This is a genomic window from Enterobacter sp. MGH 16 (assembly GCF_000493175.1).
GTDB lineage: Bacteria > Pseudomonadota > Gammaproteobacteria > Enterobacterales > Enterobacteriaceae > Enterobacter > Enterobacter roggenkampii.
In genome coordinates, this window is sequence record NZ_KI535695.1 from 4,627,158 (window position 1) to 4,651,598 (window position 24,441).

At 57.3% G+C, this 24,441-nt stretch carries 20 protein-coding genes and 1 riboswitch; of the genes, 7 read left to right on the forward strand and 13 right to left on the reverse strand.

Annotated elements, in window-relative coordinates:
• Positions 1-126: 126 nt before the first annotated feature.
• The 4 genes from polB to araB all read right to left on the reverse strand — a co-directional run bounded on the left by polB (position 127) and on the right by araB (position 6,607).
• Positions 127-2,484, reverse strand: coding sequence for a DNA polymerase II (polB, locus tag L362_RS01380; protein WP_023345425.1), 2,358 nt, complete (start codon positions 2,482-2,484; stop codon positions 127-129).
• Positions 2,485-2,600: 116 nt separating this feature from the next.
• A complete protein-coding gene (gene araD, locus L362_RS01375; RefSeq protein ID WP_023345426.1) occupies positions 2,601-3,296 on the reverse strand; it encodes an L-ribulose-5-phosphate 4-epimerase in 696 nt (231 codons plus the stop codon).
• A gap of 88 nt (positions 3,297-3,384) precedes the next feature.
• Positions 3,385-4,887, reverse strand: a complete 1,503-nt coding sequence (gene araA / locus L362_RS01370; protein WP_021240541.1) for an L-arabinose isomerase — start codon at positions 4,885-4,887, stop codon at positions 3,385-3,387.
• A gap of 10 nt (positions 4,888-4,897) precedes the next feature.
• Positions 4,898-6,607, reverse strand: a complete 1,710-nt coding sequence (gene araB / locus L362_RS01365) for a ribulokinase (RefSeq protein ID WP_023345427.1) — start codon at positions 6,605-6,607, stop codon at positions 4,898-4,900.
• Positions 6,608-6,944: 337 nt separating this feature from the next.
• Here araB and araC point away from each other — a divergent pair, with 337 nt between their 5' ends.
• Positions 6,945-7,790, forward strand: coding sequence for an arabinose operon transcriptional regulator AraC (gene araC / locus L362_RS01360; RefSeq protein ID WP_023293301.1), 846 nt, complete (start codon positions 6,945-6,947; stop codon positions 7,788-7,790).
• Positions 7,791-7,918: 128 nt separating this feature from the next.
• Positions 7,919-8,686 (forward strand): DedA family protein, encoded by a 768-nt coding sequence (locus L362_RS01355; protein WP_015572658.1) that lies wholly within the window; start codon positions 7,919-7,921, stop codon positions 8,684-8,686.
• Between the two features lie 28 nt (positions 8,687-8,714).
• On the opposite strand, the gene thiQ is transcribed toward L362_RS01355, so the two are convergent.
• The 4 genes from thiQ to sgrR all read right to left on the reverse strand — a co-directional run bounded on the left by thiQ (position 8,715) and on the right by sgrR (position 13,790).
• On the reverse strand, positions 8,715-9,413 hold the full coding sequence (thiQ, locus tag L362_RS01350) for a thiamine ABC transporter ATP-binding protein ThiQ (RefSeq protein WP_023345428.1): 699 nt from the start codon (positions 9,411-9,413) through the stop codon (positions 8,715-8,717).
• Positions 9,397-11,007, reverse strand: a complete 1,611-nt coding sequence (thiP, locus tag L362_RS01345; protein WP_023345429.1) for a thiamine/thiamine pyrophosphate ABC transporter permease ThiP — start codon at positions 11,005-11,007, stop codon at positions 9,397-9,399. Before thiP ends, thiQ begins: the two co-directional genes overlap by 17 nt.
• Positions 10,983-11,966, reverse strand: a complete 984-nt coding sequence (gene thiB, locus L362_RS01340; RefSeq protein ID WP_023345430.1) for a thiamine ABC transporter substrate binding subunit — start codon at positions 11,964-11,966, stop codon at positions 10,983-10,985. The genes thiP and thiB overlap by 25 nt, the downstream gene beginning before the upstream one ends.
• A 31-nt stretch (positions 11,967-11,997) precedes the next feature.
• A riboswitch (TPP riboswitch) is annotated at positions 11,998-12,098 on the reverse strand.
• A gap of 36 nt (positions 12,099-12,134) precedes the next feature.
• On the reverse strand, positions 12,135-13,790 hold the full coding sequence (gene sgrR / locus L362_RS01335; protein ID WP_008502003.1) for an HTH-type transcriptional regulator SgrR: 1,656 nt from the start codon (positions 13,788-13,790) through the stop codon (positions 12,135-12,137).
• Positions 13,791-13,878: 88 nt separating this feature from the next.
• Between sgrR and sgrT the strand changes: the two genes are divergently transcribed.
• Together sgrT and L362_RS01325 are read left to right on the forward strand one after the other, a co-directional pair.
• The gene (gene sgrT / locus L362_RS01330; RefSeq protein WP_008502002.1) at positions 13,879-14,031 is read left to right on the forward strand and encodes a glucose uptake inhibitor SgrT; all 153 of its coding nucleotides are present in this window, start codon (positions 13,879-13,881) and stop codon (positions 14,029-14,031) included.
• 120 nt (positions 14,032-14,151) lie between these two features.
• Positions 14,152-15,330: a sugar efflux transporter gene (locus L362_RS01325; RefSeq protein WP_023345431.1), complete on the forward strand. Its 1,179-nt coding sequence runs from the start codon at positions 14,152-14,154 to the stop codon at positions 15,328-15,330.
• A gap of 58 nt (positions 15,331-15,388) precedes the next feature.
• Here the strand turns inward: L362_RS01325 and leuD are convergent, their stop codons facing one another.
• From leuD to leuL, 5 genes are all read right to left on the reverse strand, one after another.
• The gene (gene leuD / locus L362_RS01320) at positions 15,389-15,994 is read right to left on the reverse strand and encodes a 3-isopropylmalate dehydratase small subunit (RefSeq protein ID WP_023345432.1); all 606 of its coding nucleotides are present in this window, start codon (positions 15,992-15,994) and stop codon (positions 15,389-15,391) included.
• A 10-nt stretch (positions 15,995-16,004) separates the two neighbouring features.
• The gene (gene leuC / locus L362_RS01315; protein WP_008501999.1) at positions 16,005-17,405 is read right to left on the reverse strand and encodes a 3-isopropylmalate dehydratase large subunit; all 1,401 of its coding nucleotides are present in this window, start codon (positions 17,403-17,405) and stop codon (positions 16,005-16,007) included.
• A gap of 2 nt (positions 17,406-17,407) precedes the next feature.
• Positions 17,408-18,499 (reverse strand): 3-isopropylmalate dehydrogenase, encoded by a 1,092-nt coding sequence (leuB, locus tag L362_RS01310; protein ID WP_021240531.1) that lies wholly within the window; start codon positions 18,497-18,499, stop codon positions 17,408-17,410.
• The gene (gene leuA / locus L362_RS01305; RefSeq protein WP_021240530.1) at positions 18,499-20,070 is read right to left on the reverse strand and encodes a 2-isopropylmalate synthase; all 1,572 of its coding nucleotides are present in this window, start codon (positions 20,068-20,070) and stop codon (positions 18,499-18,501) included. Before leuA ends, leuB begins: the two co-directional genes overlap by 1 nt.
• A gap of 91 nt (positions 20,071-20,161) precedes the next feature.
• Entirely contained in the window at positions 20,162-20,248 is an 87-nt protein-coding gene (gene leuL, locus L362_RS25140) for a leu operon leader peptide (protein ID WP_071530973.1), read from the reverse strand.
• Between the two features lie 606 nt (positions 20,249-20,854).
• Here leuL and leuO point away from each other — a divergent pair.
• The 3 genes from leuO (at position 20,855) to ilvN (ending at position 24,397) form a co-directional block, all read left to right on the forward strand.
• Positions 20,855-21,799, forward strand: a complete 945-nt coding sequence (gene leuO, locus L362_RS01300) for a transcriptional regulator LeuO (RefSeq protein WP_025912169.1) — start codon at positions 20,855-20,857, stop codon at positions 21,797-21,799.
• 380 nt (positions 21,800-22,179) lie between these two features.
• Positions 22,180-23,904: an acetolactate synthase 3 large subunit gene (ilvI, locus tag L362_RS01295; RefSeq protein ID WP_008501995.1), complete on the forward strand. Its 1,725-nt coding sequence runs from the start codon at positions 22,180-22,182 to the stop codon at positions 23,902-23,904.
• A gap of 1 nt (position 23,905) precedes the next feature.
• Positions 23,906-24,397 carry an acetolactate synthase small subunit gene (gene ilvN / locus L362_RS01290; RefSeq protein ID WP_008501994.1) on the forward strand — a complete coding sequence of 164 codons (492 nt, stop codon included), beginning with the start codon at positions 23,906-23,908 and terminating at the stop codon, positions 24,395-24,397.
• Positions 24,398-24,441: the final 44 nt, after the last annotated feature.

Here is a 24,441-nt window from a genome sequence, read left to right on the forward strand (position 1 = left end):
TTGTTCGGCTCTAATCTTTAATTGCAGGCAATAGTTCGACCACCGTCAAAAAAGACGGTCATCGAAAAATGGGTCCGGGAATGGAAAGGGCGCTATGGTACTGGATGGCAGCCATTTCGTCACGCGTCAAAATAGGCCAAGTTGCCCTGTCACTAGTGTAGCAAAATCATCGTCGATGAAGGGCAAAATTCCGTCGGCAACCGGCTGAAGCTGACGCGTCAGATAGTGTTCATAATCCAGAGGCGAGTGCTGATAATCCACCGGTTCCGGACCGTTTATCGTCCAGACGTATTTGATGGTTCCCCGATTCTGATACTGCGGCGCGCGGCCACGGCGGACGTTTTCTTCGTCCGCGAGGCGCGCGGCGCGAACGTGCGGAGGAACGTTACGCTGGTACTCCGCGAGCGGGCGGCGCAGGCGTTTGCGATACACCAGCTGCGCGTCAAGTTCGCCTGCCATCAGGCTGGCGATCGTCTCGCGCACGTAGTCCTGATACGGCTCATTGCGAAATACCCGCAGATAGAGCGTTTGCTGGAACTGCTGGGCCAGCGGCGTCCAGTCGGTACGCACTGTCTCGAGCCCTTTAAAGACCATCCGCTGCGCGTTGCCTTCCTGAATCAGCCCGGCATAGCGCTTCTTGCTGCCCTGATCGGTACCGCGGATGGTGGGCATTAAGAAGCGGGCAAAATGGGTTTCAAATTCCAGCTCCAGCGCGCTGGTTAAGCGCGCTTTCTGCAGATGTTCCTGCCACCAGTCGTTCACGAAGGCAACCAGCGCTTTGCCGATTTGCGCGGCACCGTCTTCGGAATGCGCGCCCTTAAGCCATACAAAGGTGGAGTCCGTGTCGCCGTAGATGACGTCATAGCCCCGGGATTCAATCAGCGCTTTAGTCTGACGCATGATCTCGTGCCCACGCATGGTGATCGACGACGCCAGCCGCGGGTCGAAGAAGCGACAGGCGCTGGTGCCCAGCACCCCGTAGAAGGCGTTCATGATGATTTTCAGCGCCTGTGAGAGGGGCTTGTTGCCGTGGCGCTTGGCCTCATCGCGGCCGTGCCAGATGTTGCCCACGATGTCGGGCAGGCAGTGTTTTTCCCGCGAGAAGCGTGCGCCGAGGAAGCCTTCGGTGCTGTGTTCATCATCCGGCTGGGCCAGGCCTTCCACCAGCCCGACGGGATCGATCAGGAAGGTGCGAATTATCGACGGGTAGAGGCTTTTGTAGTCCAGGACCAGAACGGAGTCATACAGTCCCGGTCGGGAATCCATGACGTAGCCGCCGGGGCTGGCCTGCGGCGGCACGTCCCCGAGGTTGGGGGCGACGTATCCTGCCCGGTGCATTCGGGGAAAATAGAGGTGGCTAAAGGCCGCCACGGAGCCGCCGTGCCTGTCGACCGCAAGGCCGTTTACCGTCGCGCGCTCCAGCAGGAAGGGCATGATTTCGGTTTTGTGGAAAATCCGCGTGACCAGCTCACAGTCTTTCAGGTTATAGGTGGCGAGCGCGGGCTTGTCTTCGTTAAAGCGCCGGTCGATCTCGTCCATTCTGTCCCAGGGGTTGTCGATGGATTTGCCTTCGCCAAGCAGCTCCTGCGCCACCGCTTCGAGGGCGAATGACGAGAAGTTCCAGAAGGCGGACTTGAGCGCCTCGATGCCGTCGATAATCAGGCGGCCGTTCGCCTGTGCGAAGAAAACGCCGTTCTTAAAACCGTGTTCGCGCCACTCAAGCTCGCTGTTGCCGCGCCCGAGCATCAGCGGGATGCGGTAACGCTCGGCGTGTTTTTGCAGCACGCGCAGGTCGAACTGCACCACGTTCCAGCCGATCAGAACGTCGGGATCGAAGTCGGCAAACCACTGGTTGAGCTTCTCCAGCAGCTGCGGCCGGCTGGTAACATACTCAAGCCGGAAATCCAGCGCGGAGGCATCACCATTCGGTGGCCCGAGCATATAGACAACCCGATCGCCGCAGCCTTCAAGTCCTATACAGTACAGTTCGCCGTGACGGGTGGTTTCGATATCCAGGGAGACCCACTTCAGCGGCGGACGGTAGTGCGGGTTCGGCTTTAGCCGCGCGTTGATGAGACCGCCATTTTGCGGAGAACCATCGACCCAGACGGGCGCGGTAATAAACCGCTCCATCAGAAAGCGTTCGGGTGGGCGGATATCCGCTTCGTAGAGCGTCACGCCTGCTTCACGGAGCAGTTTTTCATAGCGCATCAGCTGACGATGGGCGCGACAGTAGAGGCCATAAACCGGCTGACGGTGGAAATCTTTCAGTTCAAGCGGGGTAATGCGCCAGCCGTTTTCACCGCGCAGCAGCTGTTTCACTTTTTCGACGTCCGCTTCGGGAATAAACGCCACGGACTCCTGCGGCGGCAGCGTCACCTGCAGCGGGCCGTTGTCCGTTGCCAGCCAGAATTCAACCTCGGTACCCTGAGGCGTATCCCGCCAGTGTCGGGTCAGTAAAAAGCCTTCTTGCGCCTGCGCCACGCCGTTATCCCATAAAACAAAACCAGGCCTGATTATAGCCTGGTTGAGGTGGGTTTGCTGGGGTTTTATACAGTGCCTGTTTAGCCGGACGGCGCTGCACTTATCCGGCCTACAAGCTACTGCCCGTAATACGCTTTCGCGCCGTGCTTGCGCAGATAATGCTTATCCAGCAGGGTCTGCTGCATGTCCGGCAGCTGCGGCGCCAGCTGGCGGCAGAAGATCCCCATATAGGCGATCTCTTCGAGCACAATCGCATTATGCACCGCATCTTCCGCGTTTTTACCCCAGGCGAACGGGCCGTGGGAGTGCACCAGCACGCCGGGCATTTGCGCGGCATCGATTCCCCGTTTTTCGAAGGTCTCAACGATCACGTTGCCGGTTTCCCACTCATACTCGCCGTTGATCTCCGCATCGGTCATCAGACGCGTACAGGGAATGGTGCCGTAAAAGTAGTCCGCGTGGGTGGTGCCGGTCGCCGGGATGGACTGGCCCGCCTGCGCCCAGATGGTGGCATGGCGTGAATGGGTATGCACGATACCGCCGATGGTTGGGAATGAGCGGTAGAGCAGGCGGTGAGTTGGCGTATCGGAGGAGGGCTTTTTGTTCCCTTCCACCACTTCACCCGTTTCGATGCTGACCACCACCATATCGTCCGCCGTCATCACCGTGTAATCGACGCCGGAAGGCTTGATCACAAACACGCCTTTATCGCGGTCAACGGCGCTGACGTTGCCCCAGGTCAGGGTGACCAGATTATGTTTCGGCAGCGCCAGGTTGGCTTCGAGCACCTGGCGTTTGAGCTCTTCTAACATTGTTGTCTCCAGTGCCGGATGGCGCTTCGCTTATCCGGCCTACAGAACCGTAGGCCCGATAAACGCGGCGCCACCGGGCATTCAGGGCTTAGCGTTTTGAACCGTAATAGACTTCGTTCCAGCGCAGCGCGTCCTTGAAGGCGGGCAGGCGGGTATCGTTATCAATGACGGTCAGTTCGATATCGTGCAGCTCGGCGAACTGACGCATGTCGTTCAGATCCAGCGCGTGGCTGAAGACGGTATGGTGCGCGCCACCGGCCAGGATCCAGGCTTCTGACGCGGTCGGCAGATCCGGCTGTGCTTTCCACAGGGCGTTGGCGACCGGCAGTTTCGGCAGGGAGTGTGGCGTTTCAACCGCATCGACGCAGTTCACCAGCAGGCGGAAACGATCGCCCAGATCGATCAGGCTGGCGTTGATGGCCGGGCCCGTGCGGGTGTTGAAGATCAGACGCGCTGGATCGGCTTTACCGCCGATGCCGAGGTACTGCACGTCGAGGATCGGTTTTTCCTCTACCGCGATAGAAGGACACACTTCCAGCATGTGCGAGCCGAGCACCAGGTCATTGCCGTTTTCGAAGTGGTAGGTGTAGTCCTCCATAAAGGAGGTGCCGCCCTGCAGACCGGTCGACATCACCTTCATGATGCGAAGCAGAGCGGCAGTTTTCCAGTCGCCTTCGCCCGCAAAGCCGTAGCCCTGCTGCATCAGGCGTTGTACTGCCAGACCCGGCAGTTGTTTCAGACCGTGGAGATCTTCAAAGGTGGTGGTAAAGGCGTGGAAACCGCCCTGTTCCAGGAAGCGCTTCATGCCCAGCTCAATGCGCGCCGCGTCCAGCACGTTCTGGCGCTTGTCGCCGTTGATTTGTGCCGCAGGCGTCAGGCGGTAGCTGCTTTCGTACTCGTCCACCAGCGCGCTCACGTCGCCATCGCTGATGTCATTCACCACCTGCACCAGATCGCCCACCGCCCAGGTATTCACTGAGAAGCCGAACTTGATCTGCGCGGCCACTTTATCGCCGTCGGTGACCGCAACTTCACGCATGTTGTCACCAAAACGCACCACTTTCAGGTGGCGGGTGTCCTGCTTAGAGACCGCCTGACGCATCCAGGCGCCGATACGCTGTTGCGCCTTGCCATCCTGCCAGTGGCCGGTGACCACCGCGTGCTGCTGACGCATACGCGCGCCGATGAAGCCGAACTCGCGGCCGCCGTGTGCGGTCTGGTTCAGGTTCATAAAGTCCATGTCGATGCTGTCCCACGGCAGGGAGGCGTTGAACTGGGTATGGAACTGCAGCAGCGGTTTGTTGAGGATAGACAGGCCGTTGATCCACATTTTTGCCGGTGAGAAGGTGTGCAGCCACACCACCAGACCGGCGCATTTATCGTCGTAGTTGGCGTCGCGGCAGATGTGGGTGATTTCGTCCGGCGTCGTGCCCAGCGGTTTCAGCACCAGTTTGCACGGCAGTTTGGCTTCCGCGTTCAGCGCGTTAACGACGTGCTCCGCGTGTTTCGTTACCTGCTGCAGCGCTTCCGGTCCGTAAAGATGCTGGCTGCCAATCACAAACCACACTTCATAGTTATTAAAAATGGTCATCATCGTGTCCTTAATGGGTCAGGGTTGCCGTAGTGTCCGCGGTGCTTTTGGCCGGGGCGGCGACAGGGAGATAGTGAAGTTCGGCGCTTTTTGCCCATTGCTGGTAGCGCTGATAAAGCTGTTCAAAGCGTTGTGCCTGCTGGGCACGCGGCTGAAGGGTGTTTTCGACGGCACTCGCCATATGCTGCTGCGCGGTGGGGATATCCGCATGGACGCCAGCGGCTACGGCGGCGAAAATTGCCGCCCCCAGCGCGCAGCACTGATCGGAGGCCACAATCTGGAGCGGACGGTTCAGCACGTCGCAGCAGGCCTGCATGATCACCGGGTTTTTACGGGCGATGCCGCCCAGCGCCATCACGTTGTTCACGTCGATGCCCTGCTCGGTGAAGCACTCCATAATCGCGCGGGCGCCGAAGGCGGTGGCGGCAATCAGACCGCCGAACAGCGCAGGCGCGTCGGTCGCCAGGTTGAGGTCGGTAATCACCCCTTTCAGGCGCTGGTTGGCAAACGGCGTGCGGCGGCCGTTAAACCAGTCCAGCACCACCGGGAGGTGGTCGAGAGACGGATTTTTAGCCCAGGCGTCGGTAAGCTGCGGCAGGAGCTGCTTTTTGCTCTCGGCGATCTGGGTTTTCAGTTCAGGATGTGCCGCCGCCAGCCGATCCAGCGGCCAGCCGAGCACGCGGCCAAACCAGGCGTAGATATCGCCAAACGCGGACTGACCGGCTTCGAGGCCGATAAAGTCTGGCACCACGCTGCCGTCAACCTGGCCGCAGATGCCTTTTACCGCGCGGTCGCCGACGGTGGATTTATCTGCCGTCAGGATGTCGCAGGTGGAGGTGCCGATCACTTTGACCAGCGTGTTTGGCTGCGCGCCCGCGCCCACGGCGCCCATATGGCAGTCAAACGCGCCGCCGGAGATAGCTACGTTCTGCGGCAGGCCGAGACGCGTCGCCCACTCTTCGCAGAGGGTGCCGACGGGAATATCGGCGGTGAAGGTGTCGGTAAACAGCGGGTATGACAGGCTCTTGTTGATGATCGGGTCGAGCTCATCAAAGAACGCGGCCGGAGGCAGACCGCCCCAGCTTTCATGCCACAGGGATTTATGCCCGGCGCTGCAGCGGCCGCGGCGGATATCCTGCGGGCGCGTGGTGCCGGAGAGCAGGGCGGGAACCCAGTCGCATAGCTCAATCCATGACGCCGCTGCCTGTGCGACAGACGCGTCCGCGCGGGTGACGTGCAGGATCTTGGCCCAGAACCACTCGCTGGAGTAAATCCCGCCGATATAACGTGAGTAGTCCGTTTTGCCCGGCTGATGGCATAAGCGGGTGATGGCTTCGGCCTCTTCCACGGCGGTATGGTCTTTCCACAGCACGAACATGGCGTTCGGGTTGTCGGCAAACTCCGGGCGCAGCGCCAGCACGCGGCCTTCGGCATCCACAGGGGCAGGCGTAGAGCCGGTGCTGTCGACGCCAATCCCCACAACATCGGCCCGCTGGGCGTCGGTCAGTTCGGCCAGGACGGTTTTGATCGCCGCTTCCATCGACTCGATGTAATCCCGCGGGTGGTGACGGAACTGGTTGTTTGGCGCATCGCAGTAGCGCCCCTCTTGCCAGCGCGGATACCACTCAACGCTGGTTGCTATCTCCTGGCCGGACGTACAGTCCACTGCCAGCGCGCGAACTGAATCGCTGCCAAAATCGAGGCCAATCGCAATTGCCATGGTGTTGCTCCATCGAAAAAACAGGTATGGAAGAACATTAGAGACTGGGGACAAAAGTCGTCAGGCAGGATCCGCTAATCTTATGGACTAAATTGCTGTTACAACGGAAAGTGTGACGCCGTGCAAATATTCAATGTGGACATTTCTGCCGCACTTATAGACACTTTTGTTACTGGTTATCTGCCTGCTCTGGCGGAGAAATCAGGGGGAAAGGCTGAAACATGGCGGACGTAAAAGCGGCGTGACGCTTTTTGGATCTTTTCGCGGGCCATTTTTAACCTGCATTTAGTGATATGGACAATTGGTTTCCTTCAGGACCCTTGGGAGAACTGAATCTATGGCCGAAACGCAGAACGATCCCCTGCTGCCGGGATACTCGTTTAACGCGCACCTTGTGGCGGGGCTGACCCCTATCGAGGCTGAGGGATATCTCGATTTTTACGTCGACCGACCGCTCGGGATGAAAGGGTATATCCTCAACCTGACCGTGCGGGGGGAAGGGATCATCAAGAACGGTGACCAGCAGTTCGTCTGCCGCCCGGGGGATATCCTGCTGTTCCCGCCGGGGGAGATCCACCACTATGGCCGTCATCCGGATGCCAAAGAGTGGTATCACCAGTGGGTCTACTTCCGTCCGCGCGCCTACTGGCAGGAGTGGCTTTCCTGGCCGGCTATTTTTGCTCACACCGGGTTTTATCGCCCGGATGAGGTGCATCTGGCGCAGTTTCGCGAGCTTTTTGCCCAGATAATCGAGGCGGGGCAGGCTGGTGGACGCTATGCCGAACTGCTGGCGATAAACCTCCTTGAACAGCTGCTGCTGCGGCGGATGGAGGCGATTAACGCGTCGCTTAACCCGCCGCTGGATAACCGCGTGCGCGACGCCTGCCAGTACATCAGCGACCACCTGGCCGATAGCCAGTTTGATATCGCCAGCGTTGCCCAGCACGTCTGCCTGTCGCCGTCGCGGCTGTCGCACCTGTTCCGCCAGCAGCTTGGCGTTAGCGTACTGAGCTGGCGCGAGGATCAGCGGATCAGCCAGGCGAAGCTGCTGCTCAGCACCACCCGGATGCCCATCGCCACCGTGGGGCGCAACGTGGGCTTTGAGGATCAGCTCTATTTCTCCCGCGTATTTAAAAAATGCACCGGTGCCAGCCCCAGTGAATTCCGCGCGGGATGTGAATAAACGGTAAAAAAAGATAAACAAACAGGTGAATGCGGGAAGCAACCTGTAAACTATTCAGACAATTGTTGCCTTGACGCGGTGCGGGGCGCTAAGCAGAATCGCTGATTCGTTTTCTGACCGGAATAGTTATGCAGGCATTGCTGGAACACTTTATTACCCAGTCCGTTATGTACTCGCTCATTGCCGTGGCGCTGGTGGCGTTTCTGGAATCGCTGGCCCTTGTCGGGTTAATTCTGCCCGGCACCGTGATGATGGCGGGGCTTGGGGCGCTGATCGGCAGCGGTGAGGTCAATTTCTGGCAGGCGTGGATGGCCGGTATTATCGGCTGTTTGCTGGGGGACTGGATCTCCTTCTGGCTGGGCTGGCGCTTTAAGAAGCCGCTGCACCGCTGGTCGTTCATGAAAAAAAACAAAGCGCTGCTGGATAAAACCGAGCATGCGCTGCACCAGCACAGCATGTTTACCATCCTCGTGGGCCGCTTTGTTGGGCCAACGCGTCCGCTGGTGCCGATGGTGGCCGGGATGCTGGATCTCCCCGTCGCGAAATTTGTGGTGCCGAACATTATCGGCTGCGTCTTCTGGCCGCCGTTCTACTTCCTGCCGGGGATCCTGGCCGGTGCGGCGATTGATATTCCTGACGGCATGCAAAGCGGTGAGTTTAAGTGGCTGCTGCTGGGCACGGCGGTGCTGCTGTGGCTGGCGGTCTGGCTCTGCTGGCGGCTGTGGCGCAGCGCGAAAGCGAGCGTCGATCGCCTGACGCGCTATCTCCCGCGCTCTCGTCTTTTGTGGCTGGCCCCGCTGACGCTGGGTGTGGCCGTGGTAGCCCTGGTCGCGCTGATTCGCCACCCGCTGATGCCGGTGTATGGCGAGATCCTGTTGAAAGTTGTGAGCCGTTAAGCGCCGGGCGGCACTGCGTTTGCCCGGCCTACGGTTTTATACCCAATAATCCAGAAGCGCTTTCTTTTCCGCTCATTAATGCTTCTGTTGCTCCATCCCACAAAATGCGTCCCTCCGCGATCACCACCGATCGCGGCGCAATCCGTGCGGCATCTTCGATACTGTGCGAAACCATCAGCATCGTAAGCTGTTGGCGCTGACAGACGTCCTTCACCAGCGCCAGTATCTCCTGACGCAGCGCGGGATCGAGCGCCGAGAACGGCTCATCCAGCAGCAGCAGCGGCTGCTCGCGCACCAGACAACGCGCCAGCGCCACGCGCTGACGCTGGCCGCCGGAGAGCTCGCCCGGCAGCCTGTCGATAAATTCAGCGATCCCCATCTGTGCGGCAATCACTTCAAGTTTTTCGCGTTGGGCATCGTTCAGCCTGAGCCCCGGATGCATTCCCAGCGCGATGTTTTGCCGCACCGTCAGGTGGGTAAACAGGTTGTTTTCCTGAAACAGCATCGACACAGGGCGTTTAGCCGGAGGGGCGTTGGTGAAATCACGATTATCGATGGCTATCGACCCGCTGGCAGGTTGCAGAAAACCGGCGATCAAATTGAGCAAGGTGCTTTTCCCGGCACCGCTTGGGCCAAGCACCGCAATCCGCTCGCCCTGCTGAACGGAGAGCGTGAAGCGCATCGGCAGATGCTGATAGAGCCAGGTTACATCAGTCAGTTTTAACATCACGCCCCGGGAGTTTTTCGATAACGGTAAATAAGGCAAAGCACAGCAGCAGCAGTAACAGCGCGGTAACCGCGCCGTCCTGACTGCGGTAAGAGCCGATTTGCTGATAAAGCCAGTACGGCAGCGTGCGGAAATCGTCATTACCGAACAGCGCCACGACCCCAAAGTCTCCAATGGAGAGCACGCAGGCAAACGCCAGCGCCTGAGCCAGCGGACGTTTTAGCGCGCGCAGTTCCACAACCTTCAGCCGCTGCCAGCCCTGCATGCCCAGCGACTGACACAGCAAACCGTAGCGGCTGTTGACGTCGCGCATCGGGTTTTCCAGCACCTTAAGCGCGTAGGGGATGGCCATTAAGGCGTTAGTGAAAATCACAATGCCATCGGCCCTTTCCGGCAGGCCGAGGGTGCTGTTGAACAGTAAAAAGAAGCCCGTTGCCAGCACGATACCCGGCATCGCCAGTATCAGCATGCCCGTCAGTTCCAGCATTTGTCCGGCTTTTTGCGCCTGGCGGGCGTATAGCTCACGGCTGCTCCACAGCAGCATCATGGTCAGCATAACGCACAGCAATCCGGCAGCCAGCGCTATGCGTACCGAGGTCCAGGTCGCCTGCCAGAGAACGGGCTGTTGCAGGACGGACATAAGATTGAGGTTCAGGCCGTCAACGATAACGGCCAGCAGCGGCGGCAGCAACAGCAGCAGCGCCAGCGCGATCAGGATAACATCGCTGATGCGGCTGTGCAGGCTGTCCTGCGGATCGCGCCAGCCGGTTATTTGATGACTACCTGCGGGAATGGCTTTACTCAGCCGCTGGCTCAACAGCACCAGCACCAGACAGCACGCCATCTGGACTATCGCCAGCAGCGCGGCGCGACCGGGATCGTAGTCGTAACTCAGCGCCTGATAAATCGCCAGCTCAATGGTGGTGGCCTGTGGCCCGCCGCCGAGTGACAGCACGGTGGCAAAGCTGGCAAAGCAGAGCATAAAGATTAATGCCGCCACGGGCGGGAGCTGGCGGCGCAGCCACGGCCATTCGACAAAACGAAAGAACGACCAGCCGCGCATGCCGAGCTGGGCGGCAATCTGCCGCTGCTCGCCGGGAATGTTCTCCAGCGCCTGCAAAAAGAGGCGCGTTGCCATCGGCATATTGAAAAACACGTGCGCCAGCAGAATGCCCTGCAGTCCGTAAGGCGAGAATGACCACTCAATACCAAGCTGGCCGAACAGCGAGGCCAGCCAGCCCTGGCGGCCGTAAACGCTCAGAATACCAAATACCGCTACCAGCACGGGCAGGATCAGCGTCATGGCGCACAGGCGCAGCAGGGCCTGCCTGCCGGGGAAACGCCGCCGATAGAGCGCGCGTGCAAGAAAAATAGCCGGGATCGCCGACAGCAGGGCAGAAAGAGCCGCCTGCCAGAAGGAGAACCGGATAACGTGCCAGAGGTAGCTGTCGTGCCAGAGGGCGAGCAGGTCGCTCTCCGGTGCGTTAAACCACAGCGCAAGAAAGGCTCCCAGACTGACCGCCACCATCACGACGGCGGCGAGCAATCCGGGGAGTAACCAGCCGGGAATTAACGGCTGACGGCGCGTTGCCATTCACTTACCCATGCGGCACGCTGCGCGGCGACCTGCTGCGGCGTAAACTCCAGCGAGGTTTTCGGTTTGGTCAACTGCTCGAAACCTGCAGGCAGCGCAACGCTGGTGACCGGATACATCCAGTTGCCCGCTGGAATGGCGTTCTGGAATGCCGGTGAAACCATAAACTTCAGGAACTTCTCGGCCAGTTCCGGCTGTTTGCTGGCGGCGGTACGCGCGGCCACTTCCACCTGCAGATAGTGTCCTTCCGCAAAATCAGCCGCAGCATAGTTGTCTTTCTTCTCGGCGATAATGTGGTAGGCCGGGGAGGTGGTGTAGCTCAGCACCAGATCGCTTTCGCCTTTCAGGAACAGGCCATAGGCTTCGCTCCAGCCTTTGGTTACGGTGACGGTTTTGGCGGCCAGCTTCTGCCACGCTTCCGGCGCCTTATCGCCGTAGACTTTCTGCATCCACAGCAGCAGGCCCAGGCCCGGCGTGCTGGTCCGCGGATCTTCGTAAATCACGCGCCACTTCTGGTCGCTTTCCACCAGCTCTTTCAGGCTCTTCGGCGGGTTTTTCAGCTTGTTTTTATCGTAGACGAAAGCAAAGTAGCCGTAGTCGAACGGCACAAAGGTGTCGTTCTTCCAGCCGCCCGGCACGTTAACGGCCTCTGCCGCGACGCCGCTTTTGGCAAAGAGTTTGGTTTGCGAGGCGGCTTCCAGCAGGTTGTTATCCAGCCCGAGCACCACGTCGGCCTTGCTGTTTTTGCCTTCCATGCGCAGGCGGTTGAGCAGCGAAACGCCATCTTCCAGCGCCACGAACTTCAGCTCGCAGTTGCAGTCCGCTTCAAAGGCTTTTTTGACAACCGGGCCAGGGCCCCAGTCGGCGGAGAAGGAGTCGTAGGTGTAGACCGTCAGGACGGGCTTGGCTAAAGCGGGCAGCGCGAACAGCGCCAGCAGGGGGAGAACTTTTTTTAACACTTTGCACCTCAGGGTTGAGTGGCAAAGGATTTTGAGCGACAGCCTCAAATCCCTTCGCCGGCGTTATCCGGATCAGGTTCGACGGGTATTATCTCAGCGCACATCTGTGATGCAGCACCCCGTTGAGAACGGCGCTATTGTAATGATTTGGTGAATATTACGAAAGCGTTATGGCTCCGGGGGCGCAAACCAGGCGGATTTAAAATCAAACCAGCCCAGGGTGTTCATCCGCAGGCCGCGCATGCTGCGCTGGCCCTGGATCATCAGCCAGTGGTGGATCAGCGGGACGATCGCCTGCTCGGCCAGCAGCTGCTGGCACCATACGGCAAGATTCATCTCACCCGCACGCCACAGGGCGGCATCCTGCTGCCAGTCCCGGTCGATGCAGTGCTGGATCAGCGGGACTTCATACAAATGCGAGAAGAGGGAAAAATCGAGCGGCAGGGTAAAGTTAGCGCTGTTCAGCCAGATATCGCTGGCGATTTCCCCCTGATGCCATTCGTCATAGTCCACTTCCCTGATGTCCAGCCTGACTCCCTCCGCTGCCAGCAGTCGGGTCATGATCCTGGCGATAAAACGATGCTCAACATGATCGCGGTAGTATGTCAGGGTGATGGACTCCAGCCCTGCGGGTTTGTCGCAGCGCGTTGGTCGGGCATGGTGCCAGCGCGGAAGCAGGCCGTACGCCGGGAACCAGTATGTCTGGTATTGCTCTTCCGCATGGTAGATAAGATTGGAAGGAGACAGCACGTGGCTGATCCACTTGCGGACAGCCGGGTTTGCCCCACGGTGGGTGCGGCGGTCAAAGAGGAGATAGTAGCAGCCCTCCTCCAGGCGGCTCTCCACGGCCTTTTCTCCGGTGGTGGGGCCTTCAAGCGTCAGCCCGCAGCTCAGGTCTTCATTGAGATCCGGTAATACCCACACGTTCACTTCGTCGATCAGCGCCCGATAGCCAAAGTAGTCATCGAACGCGCGGATTTTCAGCTGGTTGCTGTTATTGCGGGAGACGGAGTAGGGCCCGGTGCCAATCGGCAGGCTTGCAAAATTGTTCAAGGATTCCCACTCGGCAGGCAAAATCATCGACGGCACATAGCCCAGCAGCCAGGGAAGCCACTTGTCCTGCTGCGCCAGCTCGATATCCAGCGTCCAGGCCGTGGGGGAGTGGATGCGCGAAATATGCGAGTAGAGCGGCAGCCTGCGGGCGCGTTCCAGAGAGGCGATGACGTCGTGCATTTCCAGTTCGCGACCGTGGTGAAAGTGGATGCCGGGGCGTAAGAAGAAGCGCCAGTGGCGCGGGGAAAGCTGCTGCCAGTGGTGCGCGATATCCGCCTCCAGTTCCCCGTTTTCCTCATTTATCCGCGTCAGGCCGCTGAAGATTTGTCGGGCCATGTGGGTTTCAGAACGCCGTAACGCCGTGCCGGGCAACAGATTTTTCATCGGACGGTAGTAGAGCACCCGCAGAATGTGTCGGCCCTGACGAAAACTGCGTCCGAGATGGGAGACCAGCATCTGGCGCACGGCGGCCTTGTCGCCCACCAGCTGGACCAGCTGATCGATACGGTCCTGCTCGAGCAGGTCTTCTGCACGCTGCTGCTGCAATGCCAGCCCGGTGTAGAGAAAGGTCAGCCGCGAGCGTTTACCGCGTCCCGCCTCCGCTTCCCAGCTTAACCACCCCTGCTGCTGCATGGTATTGAGCAGCGTGCGCATATGGCGGCGGGAACAGCTAAGCAGGTCAGCCAACTCGTTGAGCGTGGTTTCCTGCGATTGCCCCTCGCAGCACTGCCAGAGGCGGATAAATTGTTGCTGCAGACGACCGGAAGGCATAAAAGAGGAACTCCTGACAAAAAACCAGCAATTTATTAATCCCTATATTAGGCCAATAATGCTTCCCGATGAAGCGAGGAGGTAAATGATGAAGAGGTCTACCGCACGTCAGTTTTATCAGCAGTACTTTTCAGCGACAAAAGGATCGTCCTGGCTGGCCCGCCCGTGTGCAGAGCAACGGCTGAAAATGTTAGAAGAACTGATGCAGTGGGACGTTACGAAACCGGCCTCTTCTCGCTGACTCGCCTCGATCATGTGTGACTGAGTATTGGTGCTAATCACCCGCCAGCAAAATGTTTTTGCTGGCTTTTTTCGTTTATTCTTTCACCCAATTTCGATTCGCTTTCACAAGGACTTGCGCATGCTGTGGTTGATGACGATGGGGCGACGCCTGAACGGCGTGTATGCCGCTTTTATGCTGGTGGCCTTTATGATGGGCGTGGCGGGAGCGCTGCAGGCGCCGACGCTGAGCCTGTTTCTCAGCCGCGAGGTGGGGGCACAGCCGTTCTGGGTGGGGCTGTTTTATACCGTCAACGCGATTGCCGGGATCCTGGTCAGCCTCGCGCTGGCGAAACGATCGGACAGCCAGGGCGATCGCCGCAGGCTGATCCTCTTTTGCTGCGCCATGGCCGTGGGCAACGCGCTGCTCTTTGCCTTTAACCGCCATTACCTGACGCTCATTACCTGCGGCGTGCTGCTGGCCTCTCTTGCGAACACCGCCATGCCGCAGCTGTTCGCGCTGGCCCGCGAATACGCGGATAACTCGGCGCGGGAAGTGGTGATGTTCAGCTCGGTGATGCGTGCCCAGCTCTCGCTGGCGTGGGTCATTGGTCCGCCGCTGGCCTTCATGCTGGCGCTGAACTATGGCTTTACCGCTATGTTTTCCATCGCGGCCGGGATTTTTGTCATCAGTCTGGCGCTGATAGCCTTCGCACTGCCGTCCGTGGCGCGCGTCGAACAGACAGCGGATAAACCGCTCACCCAGGTGAGCGGCTGGCAGGACAAAAACGTCCGCATGCTGTTTATTGCCTCCACGCTGATGTGGACCTGCAACACCATGTACATCATCGACATGCCGCTGTGGATCAGCAGCGATCTGGGCTTACCGGACAAGCTCGCGGGGATCTTAATGGGCACCGCTGCCGGGCTGGAAATTCCGGCGATGATTCTGGCGGGCTATTACGTTAAGCGCTTTGGAAAGCGTCGGATGATGATCGTCGCCGTGGCGGCCGGGGTGCTGTTCTACGCGGGGCTGATCCTTTTCCATTCGCGCGAAGCGCTGCTGGCGCTGCAGCTGTTTAATGCTGTGTTTATTGGCATCGTTGCCGGGATCGGCATGCTCTGGTTCCAGGATTTAATGCCGGGCCGCGCCGGGTCGGCGACCACGCTTTTTACCAACAGCATTTCAACCGGAGTGATCCTGGCAGGCGTGATTCAGGGGGCGCTGGCGCAAAGTTACGGGCATGGCTCAGTTTACTGGGTGATTGCCGCGATTTCGGTGGTTACGCTTGGGCTGACTTGCCGGGTTAAGGATGTCTGATTCTGGAAGGCGGCTTCACGAAACAAGTCAATGGCCCGCTTTTTGCGGGCCATTGCCTTTAGCCCATAAACGCAGGCTGTTTTTTCTCGTACGCGGAGATGGCGTCTTCGTGCTGGAGCGTTAAACCAATGCTGTCCAGACCGTTCAGCATGCAGTGGCGGCGGAACGCATCAATGCTGAAGCTGTAGGTTTTATCCCCGGCTTTCACCACTTCCCCTTCCAGATCCACTTCAAACGCCATGCCCGGATTTGCCTTAACCAGCGCGAACAATTCATCGACCTGTTCGTCGCTCAGCGTCACCGGCAGCAGCTGGTTGTTGAAGCTGTTGCCATAAAAGATATCCGCGAAGCTGGGGGCAATGACCACTTTAAAGCCGTAGTCTGTCAACGCCCAGGGGGCGTGTTCACGCGACGAGCCGCAGCCAAAGTTTTCCCGCGCCAGCAGGATGGATGCGCCTTTGTACTCCGGGAAGTTCAGAACGAATTCCGGATTAGGCACCTCGCCTTTATCGTCCAGGAAACGCCAGTCGTTGAACAGGTGCGCGCCAAAGCCGGTGCGGGTCACCTTCTGCAAAAACTGCTTAGGAATGATCGCGTCCGTATCAACGTTAGCGGCGTCCAGCGGGACAACACGGCCCGTATGTTGGGTAAATTTCTCTGCCATGATTGTCTCCTTATTTCAGGCTGCGAATGTCGGCGAAATGACCGGTGACTGCCGCAGCGGCGGCCATTGCCGGGCTGACCAGATGGGTGCGCCCACCGCGGCCCTGACGGCCTTCAAAGTTACGGTTGCTGGTGGAGGCACAGCGCTCACCCGGATTCAGGCGATCGTTATTCATGGCCAGGCACATGGAGCAGCCAGGCAGGCGCCACTCAAAGCCTGCTTCGATAAAGATCTTATCCAGACCTTCGGCTTCCGCCTGGGCTTTCACCGGACCGGAGCCTGGAACCACCAGCGCCTGCACGCCCGGTGCGACCTTACGGCCTTTGGCAATCTCTGCCGCCGCACGCAAATCTTCGATACGGGAGTTGGTGCAGGAGCCGATAAATACCTTATCAATGGTCACGTCGGTCAACGGTACGCCGGGTTTCAGCCCCATATAGGCCAGCGCTTTTTCCGCACTGGCGCGCTCGACCGGATCGGCGAAGGAGGCCGGATCGGGAATGGCGTCGTTGACGGAAATTACCTGGCCCGGGTTGGTTCCCCAGGTCACCTGAGGGGCAATCTCTTCTGCCTGCAGCGTGACAACGGTATCAAACGTTGCCCCGTCGTCGGTTTTCAGGGTTTTCCAGTACGCTACCGCGTCGTCAAAATCCTGGCCCTTCGGCGCGTGCAGACGGCCCTTCACATAGTTGAAGGTCGTTTCATCTGGCGCGACCAGACCGGCTTTGGCACCCATCTCAATGGCCATATTGCACAGGGTCATGCGACCCTCCATGCTCAGCGCCTGAATCGCGTCGCCGCAGAATTCAACGACGTGGCCGGTACCGCCTGCGCTGCCGGTTTTACCGATGATCGCCAGCACGATGTCTTTCGCGGTAATGCCCGGTGCCGCTTTGCCCTTCACTTCAATCTTCATCGTTTTGGCGCGGCCCTGCTTCAGGGTCTGCGTCGCCAGCACGTGTTCAACTTCAGACGTGCCAATCCCGAACGCCAGGGCGCCAAACGCGCCGTGGGTTGCGGTATGGGAGTCGCCGCAGACGATGGTCATGCCCGGCAGGGTAATTCCCTGCTCTGGCCCCATCACGTGAACGATGCCCTGATAGGGGTGGTTCAGATCGTACAGCTCAACGCCAAATTCGTTGCAGTTCTTGATCAGCTCCTGCATCTGGATACGCGCCATCTCACCCGAGGCATTAATGTCTTTGGTCTGGGTGGAAACGTTGTGATCCATCGTCGCGAAGGTTTTACCCGGCTGACGTACCGGGCGCTTGTGCGCGCGCAGGCCGTCAAATGCCTGAGGAGAGGTCACTTCGTGTACCAGATGACGGTCAATGTACAGCAGTGGGGTTTCGTTTGGTGCCTCGTAGACAACGTGCGCATCAAACAATTTTTCGTATAACGTTTTGGCCATGATTACACCCCTTCAGCGACATAGCGGGCAATAATGTCGCCCATTTCATCGGTACTGACTGCCGCCGCGCCGCGTGATAAATCACCGGTACGAACGCCTTCTTCTAACGCCCGGTTAATGGCATTTTCAATTGCGGTTGCTGCATCGCCTGCATCCAGGCTGTAGCGCAGCAGCAGGGCCAGAGAGAGGATCTGCGCAATCGGGTTAGCGATGTTTTTGCCCGCAATATCCGGCGCGGAACCGCCTGCCGGCTCGTACAGGCCAAAACCTTCTTCATTCAGGCTGGCGGATGGCAGCATGCCCATAGAGCCGGTGATCATCGCGCACTCGTCTGACAAAATGTCGCCGAACAGGTTGGAGCACAGCAGGACGTCAAACTGAGACGGATCCTTGATCAGCTGCATCGTCGCGTTGTCGATGTACATGTGCGACAGCTCAACGTCCGGGTACTGCTTCGCGACTTCGCTGACGATCTCGCGCCACAAGATGGAAGACTGCAGCACGTTCGCTTTATCAATGGAGGTCACTTTATGGCGGCGCTTGCGCGCTGACTCAAAGGCGATATGGGCGATACGTTCAATTTCGAAGCGGTGATACACCTCAGTGTCGAACGCCTTCTCATGCTGGCCGCTGCCTTCGCGCCCTTTTGGCTGACCGAAATAGATCCCGCCGGTCAGTTCACGCACGCACAGAATGTCGAAGCCGTTGGCGGCGATATCCGCGCGCAGCGGGCAGAACTCTTCCAGGCCCTGATACAGCTTCGCCGGACGCAGGTTGCTGAACAGCTTGAAATGTTTACGCAGCGGCAGCAGCGCGCCGCGCTCTGGCTGCTCTGCAGGCGGCAGGTGTTCCCACTTCGGGCCACCGACGGAACCAAACAGCACGGCATCGGCATTTTCACAGCCTTCCACGGTCGCTTTCGGCAGTGGCGTACCGTGGTTATCAATCGCAATACCGCCCACATCGTAGTGGCTGGTGGTGATTTTCATCGCAAAACGCGCGCGAACGGCTTCCAGTACTTTCAGCGCCTGTGCCATCACTTCCGGGCCAATACCGTCGCCCGGTAACACAGCAATATGGTAATTCTTCGACATTACACGGTTTCCTTGTTGTTCTCTTTATTCTGAGCTTTGCGTTGCAACTCTTTTTCGACTTCGGCGGCGCGCCAGATGTTGTTCAGCACATGCACCATCGCTTTCGCGGAGGATTCAACGATATCGGTCGCCAGGCCCACGCCATGGAAACGGCGGCCATTGTGGGTCACAACAATGTCGACCTGGCCCAGCGCATCTTTGCCGTGGCCCTTGGCCGTCAGGTCATATTTCACCAGCTCAACGTCGTACTCGGTGACGCGGTTGATCGCCTGATAAATGGCATCCACAGGGCCGTTTCCGTTCGCCGCTTCGGCCTTAATTTCATCACCGCAGGCCAGCTTGACAGAGGCAGTGGCGATGTCGCTGGAGCCAGACTGCACGTTGAAGTAATCCAGACGGAAGTGCTCTGGCTCTTCCTGCTGCTTGTTAATAAAGGCCAGCGCTTCCAGGTCGTAGTCGAACACCTGACCTTTTTTATCGGCCAGCTTCAGGAAAGCGTCGTACAGCTGATCCATGTTGTAATCACTGTCCTTATAACCCATCTCTTCCATGCGGTGCTTCACCGCCGCACGGCCGGAACGCGAGGTCAGGTTCAACTGGACCTGATTCAGGCCAATGGATTCCGGGGTCATAATTTCGTAGTTTTCACGGTTCTTCAGCACGCCATCCTGGTGAATACCGGAGGAGTGCGCGAAGGCGCCCGTGCCGACGATCGCTTTGTTGGCCGGAATCGGCATGTTGCAAATCTGGCTGACGGTCTGGCTGGTGCGCCAGATCTCGTTGTGATTGATGCGGGTGTGCACGTCCATGATGTCTTTGCGCACTTTGATCGCCATGATCACTTCTTCCAGCGAGCAGTTGCCCGCGCGTTCACCGATACCGTTCATCGCGCCTTCTACCTGACGCGCGCCGGCGTGGACGGCTGCGATGGCATTGCCCACGGCCAGACCCAAATCATCGTGGGTGTGGACGGAGATAATCGCTTTATCAATGTTCGGTACGCGGTCATACAGGCCGGTGATGATATTGGCGAACTCAAACGGCATGGTGTAGCCGACGGTGTCCGGGATGTTGATAGTTTTGGCACCGGCATTGATGGCGGCTTCCACCACACGGGCCAGATCTTCAATTGGCGTGCGGCCCGCATCTTCACAGGAGAATTCAACGTCATCGGTGTAGTTGCGTGCGCGTTTCACCATATATACCGCGCGCTCAATCACCTCATCCAGCGTACTGCGCAGCTTGGTGGCGATGTGCATAGGTGAGGTGGCAATAAAGGTGTGAATACGGAACGCTTCGGCCACTTTCAGCGACTCAGCCGCGACGTCGATATCTTTTTCAACACAGCGTGCCAGACCGCACACGCGGCTGTTTTTAATGGTGCGGGCGATAGTCTGGACGGATTCGAAATCACCCGGAGACGAGACCGGGAAACCCACCTCCATCACGTCGACACCCATACGTTCGAGAGCCAGCGCGATCTGCAGTTTCTCTTTTACACTCAGGCTTGCCTGTAATGCCTGTTCACCGTCACGTAAAGTAGTATCGAAAATAATGACTTGCTGGCTCATGGGTTAGGTCCTTGTCAGTCTTAGGGCGCCTTGCTACGAGCATAAAAAAACCCGCGCAGTGGCGCGGGTTTTTAGTCTTACTGGTGACGATTCAACGCTGAATTTCGCCCGCCAGTCTACCGCGCACAGTGGATGCGTTTAGTAGTAGTAGACCGGTGAAACGAATGGTGCGAATCATGAATCGTGCTCCGTTAAATTCAATATGCTTTTAGTGGTACTGGATACGCCAGTTGATGTCAACCCCTGATGATAAAAACGGGCCCGTCGGGCGTAATCAGCAGGATAATTACTTTAGCTAATTGTGCTGGTTTTGGCTTTTACGACCCGACTAATTGTCTAATTTTGGACTGAAGAAAACAGTTGCAGAAACAAATAAATATAATTGTTTCAAATGAGTGACGCGCGTTACTGAGAATGTTCTGTACGTAAAGGGTTTTAATATCATTAAGTTATAATTATGGTGAATCTATTGCGCTTCAATGAAAAACGAAAAGAGATAACATGTTATTAACTAACTGCAGAGCGGTGGCGATAACAGTTTAATAATACTTAAGTCATCATTAACCTGGCGGTCATTGTGTATTTGTTTGGTTTATGGTTTCATTTGAATCCTAAAGTCAAACATATCATTTGCGCTATTTTCTTTTCGTTTATATAGCGTCTTTATATATTCTGAATTTTAAATAATTCTCTTTCGCTGATCGTATTTGCATGATAAATCATATTTTTCGAGATGATTAGCGTACGTTGGCAAAGGGAGTTTAGCGTGACAGTGGAGTCAGAAGTGCCAGAAAATAATATTAAACAACCTCAAGCTACTGATGGGATTAAACCGCAGTTACGCACGGTGGATCTTAATCTTCTGACGGTGTTTGATGCGGTCATGCAGGAACAGAATATCACCCGCGCCGCCCAGGCGTTGGGGATGTCGCAACCTGCTGTGAGTAATGCCGTTGCCAGACTCAAGCTCATGTTTAACGACGAATTATTCGTTCGTTACGGGAGGGGGATCCAGCCTACGGCACGCGCATTCCAGCTGTTCGGTTCCATCCGCCAGGCGTTGCAGTTGGTGCAAAATGAGCTGCCGGGATCGGGCTTTGAACCCTTGAGCAGCGAGCGCGTATTCCATCTTTGTGTCTGCAGTCCATTAGATAATTATTTAACGTCGATTATTTATAATAAAGTTGAAGAAATCGCACCAAATATCAATCTGGTTTTTAAATCATCCCTGAATCAAAACACGGAACATCAGTTACGCTATCAGGAGATCGAATTCGTGCTGGGGTATGAAGAGTTCCGTCGTCCGGAATTTTCCTGCGTGCCGCTCTTTAAAGATGAAATGGTTCTTGTCGCCAGTAAAAAACACCCACGTCTGAATTCTCCGCTGCGAGAACACGATGTTTATAACGAACAGCACGCCGTTGTTGCTCTCGACAGATATGCTTCCTTTAGCCTGCCGTGGTATGACACTGCGGATAAACAGGCGTGCGTGGCTTATCAGGGCATGGCTATGGTCAGCGTATTAAACGTGGTCTCCCAGACACAGCTGGTGGCGATTGCACCGCGCTGGCTGGCAGAAGAGTTTTCTGACCCATTAAATCTGCAAATTTTGCCATTGCCGCTTAAGTTAAATAGCCGAACCTGTTATCTCTCCTGGCATGAAGCGGCCGGACGGGATAAAGGACACCAGTGGATGGAAGAGTTGCTGGTTGGTATCTGTCGCCGGTAAACGCATCGGGATAAATCGCATCGGATCATGTGATTTATCCTGAGTTTTTTTGGATAGTTGCTATTTTGTTCTGTGAGTCTTTTTTTCGGGCGGCTCTTCGGCACGCAAAAATAGATGATTTCCTGCATTGTCCTGCTTTTCAGCGATGATTTATCACACCGTCCTCTATTCTCAGAGGAATTAACCATATCTTCTGTTAACGGCTGCGTTTTCTGCTTTACGCACCGTTTATCTCCCCGGGTTTGCTAATTGCCTGCCTCATAACGAGCGGTTAAGGTAAAGAACACTCTGCAAAATATAAGATTGGTTCATCCCAATCGTAAGACGGTGCGGAAATGAATTCGGCAGTCCGTCTATAACAAAATGCCTGGAGGCAAAGCATGGAGATGTTGTCTGGCGCGGAAATGGTCGTGCGGTCGCTGATCGATCAGGGCGTAAAGCAAGTGTTCGGCTACCCTGGCGGCGCGGTCCTCGATATTTATGATGCCCTCCATACGGTAGGGGGCATTGACCATGTTCTGGTACGTCACGAGCAGGCGGCGGTGCACATGGCCGACGGCCTGGCGCGTGCGACGGGTGAAGTGGGCGTGGTGTTAGTCACGTCCGGCCCCGGCGCGACAAACGCCATTACCGGCATTGCGACGGCGTATATGGACTCTATCCCGCTGGTGATCCTCTCCGGGCAGGTAGCCACCTCGCTGATTGGCTACGATGCTTTTCAGGAGTGCGACATGGTTGGGATTTCGCGTCCCGTGGTGAAGCACAGCTTCCTGGTTAAGCAAACCGAAGATATTCCCGGCGTACTGAAAAAAGCCTTCTGGCTGGCGGCAAGCGGACGCCCGGGACCGGTGGTGGTCGATCTGCCTAAAGACATTCTGAACCCGGCAAACAAGCTGCCTTACGTCTGGCCGGAATCGGTGAGCATGCGTTCTTACAACCCGACAACGCAGGGGCATAAAGGTCAGATCAAGCGGGCGTTGCAAACGCTTCTGGCAGCCAAGAAACCGGTCGTCTATGTCGGGGGCGGAGCGATCAATGCAGCCTGTGAAGCCCAGCTTCGTGAACTGATTGAAAAACTCAACCTTCCTGTTGCGTCGTCGCTTATGGGGCTGGGGGCGTTTCCCGCCACCCACCGCCAGGCGCTGGGTATGCTGGGTATGCACGGTACCTATGAAGCCAACATGACGATGCATCACTCCGATGTGATCTTTGCCGTCGGTGTGCGTTTTGACGATCGTACCACCAACAACCTGGCGAAATATTGCCCGAATGCCACCGTGCTGCATATTGATATCGATCCGACGTCAATTTCTAAAACGGTGTCGGCTGATGTGCCGATCGTCGGTGATGCCCGTCAGGTTCTGGAACAGATGCTGGAGCTGCTGGCCCAGGAGAAAGCGACCCAGCCGCTGGATGAGATCCGCGACTGGTGGCAGCAGATTGAACAGTGGCGCGCGCGTCAGTGCCTGAAATATGACACGCAGAGCGAAAACATTAAGCCGCAGGCGGTCATCGAAGCGGTGTGGCGACTGACGAAAGGTGAAGCGTATGTGACCTCAGACGTGGGCCAGCATCAGATGTTTGCTGCCCTGTATTATCCGTTTGATAAACCGCGACACTGGATCAACTCGGGTGGCTTAGGCACCATGGGCTTTGGTCTGCCTGCCGCACTGGGCGTGAAGCTGGCGCTGCCGGATGAAACCGTCGTCTGCGTGACCGGAGACGGTAGTATCCAGATGAACATTCAGGAACTGTCTACCGCGCTGCAGTATGAACTGCCGGTTCTCGTGCTGAACCTGAATAACGGCTACCTCGGCATGGTGAAGCAGTGGCAGGATATGATTTATTCTGGCCGTCACTCACAGTCATACATGAAATCGCTGCCGGATTTTGTTCGTCTTGCTGAAGCTTACGGCCATGTTGGCATGCGGGTAACCGATCCGGCCGAGCTGGAAACGAAGCTCGCACAAGCGCTTGAGCACGTTAAAAACAACCGCCTCGTCTTTATGGATGTGATTGTTGATGGAACCGAGCACGTCTATCCGATGCATATTCGGGGTGGTGGTATGGATGAAATGTGGTTAAGCAAAACGGAGAGAACCTGATATGCGCCGGATATTATCAGTTTTACTGGAAAACGAGTCTGGCGCACTGTCGCGCGTCATTGGCCTTTTTGCGCAGCGCGGTTATAACATTGAAAGCCTGACCGTCGCCCCGACGGAAGACCCAACGCTGTCGCGCATGACGATCCAAACCGTCGGCGACGCTAAGGTGCTTGAACAGATTGAGAAACAGCTGCATAAGCTGGTCGACGTGCTGCGCGTGAGCGAGCTGGGGCAAGGGGCCTACGTTGAACGTGAGGTCATGCTGGTGAAAATTCAGGCCAGCGGCTACGGGCGTGAAGAAGTCAAACGCAATGCGGATATTTTCCGCGGACAGATTATCGACGTCACGCCTTCTCTTTATACCGTTCAGCTGGTCGGGACGAGCGACAAGCTGGATGCGTTCCTGGCGTCCGTACGGGATGTCGCAAAAATTGTCGAGGTGGCGAGATCGGGGGTTGTGGGTCTGTCACGCGGCGAGAAAATCATGCGTTAGTTGTCAAAAAGGTTCGCCTCTTTCTGCCCGGTCACCAAAGCCGG

Excerpts from the sequence above, each read along its gene's own strand:
- araD (WP_023345426.1), bottom strand. The coding sequence starts at position 3,296 with ATGTTAGAAGAGCTCAAACGCCAGGTGCTCGAAGCCAACCTGGCGCTG.
- araA (WP_021240541.1), bottom strand. The coding sequence starts at position 4,887 with ATGACCATTTTTAATAACTATGAAGTGTGGTTTGTGATTGGCAGCCAG.
- araB (WP_023345427.1), bottom strand. The coding sequence starts at position 6,607 with ATGGCAATTGCGATTGGCCTCGATTTTGGCAGCGATTCAGTTCGCGCG.
- araC (WP_023293301.1), top strand. The coding sequence starts at position 6,945 with ATGGCCGAAACGCAGAACGATCCCCTGCTGCCGGGATACTCGTTTAAC.
- L362_RS01355 (WP_015572658.1), top strand. The coding sequence starts at position 7,919 with ATGCAGGCATTGCTGGAACACTTTATTACCCAGTCCGTTATGTACTCG.
- thiQ (WP_023345428.1), bottom strand. The coding sequence starts at position 9,413 with ATGTTAAAACTGACTGATGTAACCTGGCTCTATCAGCATCTGCCGATG.
- thiP (WP_023345429.1), bottom strand. The coding sequence starts at position 11,007 with ATGGCAACGCGCCGTCAGCCGTTAATTCCCGGCTGGTTACTCCCCGGA.
- sgrR (WP_008502003.1), bottom strand. The coding sequence starts at position 13,790 with ATGCCTTCCGGTCGTCTGCAGCAACAATTTATCCGCCTCTGGCAGTGC.
- sgrT (WP_008502002.1), top strand. The coding sequence starts at position 13,879 with ATGAAGAGGTCTACCGCACGTCAGTTTTATCAGCAGTACTTTTCAGCG.
- L362_RS01325 (WP_023345431.1), top strand. The coding sequence starts at position 14,152 with ATGCTGTGGTTGATGACGATGGGGCGACGCCTGAACGGCGTGTATGCC.
- leuD (WP_023345432.1), bottom strand. The coding sequence starts at position 15,994 with ATGGCAGAGAAATTTACCCAACATACGGGCCGTGTTGTCCCGCTGGAC.
- leuC (WP_008501999.1), bottom strand. The coding sequence starts at position 17,405 with ATGGCCAAAACGTTATACGAAAAATTGTTTGATGCGCACGTTGTCTAC.
- leuB (WP_021240531.1), bottom strand. The coding sequence starts at position 18,499 with ATGTCGAAGAATTACCATATTGCTGTGTTACCGGGCGACGGTATTGGC.
- leuA (WP_021240530.1), bottom strand. The coding sequence starts at position 20,070 with ATGAGCCAGCAAGTCATTATTTTCGATACTACTTTACGTGACGGTGAA.
- leuL (WP_071530973.1), bottom strand. The coding sequence starts at position 20,248 with ATGATTCGCACCATTCGTTTCACCGGTCTACTACTACTAAACGCATCC.
- ilvI (WP_008501995.1), top strand. The coding sequence starts at position 22,180 with ATGGAGATGTTGTCTGGCGCGGAAATGGTCGTGCGGTCGCTGATCGAT.
- ilvN (WP_008501994.1), top strand. The coding sequence starts at position 23,906 with ATGCGCCGGATATTATCAGTTTTACTGGAAAACGAGTCTGGCGCACTG.